Annotated in this window: 2 protein-coding genes and 1 pseudogene; all 3 read left to right on the top strand. The window is 34.5% G+C overall.

Annotation, left to right across the window (positions count from 1 at the left end; translation table 11 throughout):
* Positions 1-245, top strand: a pseudogene (locus AB4351_RS22210) (hypothetical protein); the annotation flags it as partial.
* Between the two features lie 668 nt (positions 246-913).
* Positions 914-1,189, top strand: a complete 276-nt coding sequence (locus AB4351_RS22205) for a hypothetical protein (RefSeq protein ID WP_017066511.1) — start codon at positions 914-916, stop codon at positions 1,187-1,189.
* A gap of 113 nt (positions 1,190-1,302) precedes the next feature.
* Entirely contained in the window at positions 1,303-1,614 is a 312-nt protein-coding gene (locus AB4351_RS22200) for a hypothetical protein (RefSeq protein ID WP_102428212.1), read from the top strand.
* The last annotated feature ends 288 nt before the right edge of the window (positions 1,615-1,902 follow it).

Raw genomic sequence — 1,902 nt, 5'->3', positions numbered from 1 at the left:
AAAGTGCGATCCCGCCCTGCAGAGGGGGGAGACTTACGACACAAAAATTCAGCACTTTGGAAAGACGGACATCCCAGAAATGAAAGAGTAACAGCTCTGAAAAATGGGATTATAACGGAGTGGAAAGCCAAGCTTGGTTATCACTACCTGAAATCGCAATGCCGCGATATAAAGGGCTATTCAGTGGTCAATTAAGCTTGAGATATTACAACGTTCAAGGGGCAAATCTTGTCGTTAATATATGATTATATTGAAATTCACCTCATTATCACGCCGAAAAACTGGTTAAGTTCGAAGATTACAAACCTCAAATTGCAACAAAAAGAATCAATTAGACACTCTCTCACAAAAAAACTTACCATCTGGTTAGTAAAAAAAGTGACCGCCATCAAACTTTCTAGTTAAAGTTCCTTATCTACAACCATAAGCTCACTCAATCAAAATAAACCCATCGATAAAAACCTGAACAAACATCACAAAAATGGAACGCTCATCGGCACCAATAAATTATGTTACAAATGGTTTCTAGTGCAAACTCAATTTGCGCATGGCTACAATGACGCGCTCAAAAGTCAATCAGACATAAGTGTTCGAAAAAGCACTTTTAAAACTCAACTAGCCCATAGAAACTGAGTTTATAGAAACAGTACGCATCTGCTTGGCGATCAATTATCGAGCAATTGAGATGGTTATTAACCTTTAATCACGAAATAGAAATCACCCAAAATAAATTATTGACATTGGAATGGTTGTACGTAAAAAACCTGACAGAACTTTTTATTACAAATATAATTTATTACACTTCCATGACAATTAACAAAAATAAAATAAAAGTGAAACAATTAATGCATTTGACTTAATTGTTCTACGTGGATTAACCTTTTAGAACACAAACACTAATTAGGGGATTAAAATGAACGACTCAATTAAAGAAGCTAGACTTAAGAACAACATGAAGAACCCAATTGTTGCCTTAGCACTTGGCTTCTTTATTCCAGGTGCTGGTCAAATGTACGCAGGAAGCGTCATGTGGGGTATTATTAATCTAATCATTGCTATTGTATGTGCAATTACCGTGATTGCATCTCCAATTAGTTTCATCATTTGGGCTGTAGCACTATTTATGGGTTACAAAGGCACAAAAGAGTTTAACAACAAAGTATTGGATACAGCGGAAAGCCAAGCCTAGTCTTTGCAAGAGCAATCGCACAATATATACACTCAATAGTTTGATTTAGTGGCTAGTCAAAGCCAAACTGACGACTTAAATAAAGAGCTTTAACTAATATTAAAGTTACCATCATGACGATTAGAATCTTCACCATTAGCCTTGCTACTATTCTTATAACTGGCTGTGGCAACGACTCGAAAAAAGTTGAGTCTCTTGTTGAACAAGGCATCATTGAAGCAACTGGAGCTACTATGGGGCTTGTAGAAACGACCATCGATAAAATCAACTGCTCAAAGAAAAAACACCCTAATGTTAGAAATACATCATACTTTTGCGATGTATCTATCACAGTAGCAAATAAAGACTTTGGCATTGAAGAGGCAATTTCTGAATCAGGTTATTTTGACTTTGATGGTAAAGAGACAATTACCCCTCTCGACTAATTTCAATCTATTAATTTAAAACACAAAATAGAACAATCGATTATCAAATGACATAGTTCAAGCTGTTTTATCAAAATTTAAATAACATATGGTGACCAAAATTATCTAAATTATTTTTGGTCACTACCTATTGCTATGAAAAATATATTTAAAAAGATCACCGTAAATCTTTAAATAATATAAAACCTATGGTGATATCTTATATGAAATATATAAAATTAATTTTACCATGTTTAGCCACTTTCATGATTTTTTGGGGCAACACGGTGTTGTTAATGATATGGACAC

It is taken from the genome of Vibrio sp. 10N.261.51.F11, assembly GCF_041471665.1.
GTDB lineage: Bacteria > Pseudomonadota > Gammaproteobacteria > Enterobacterales > Vibrionaceae > Vibrio > Vibrio crassostreae_C.
The sequence above is the reverse complement of the archived record's forward strand: the minus strand, read 5'-3'. Positions and strand labels throughout refer to the sequence as shown.

Coding starts and splice junctions, on each gene's coding strand:
- AB4351_RS22205 (WP_017066511.1), top strand. CDS start 914: ATGAACGACTCAATTAAAGAAGCTAGACTTAAGAACAACATGAAGAAC.
- AB4351_RS22200 (WP_102428212.1), top strand. CDS start 1,303: ATGACGATTAGAATCTTCACCATTAGCCTTGCTACTATTCTTATAACT.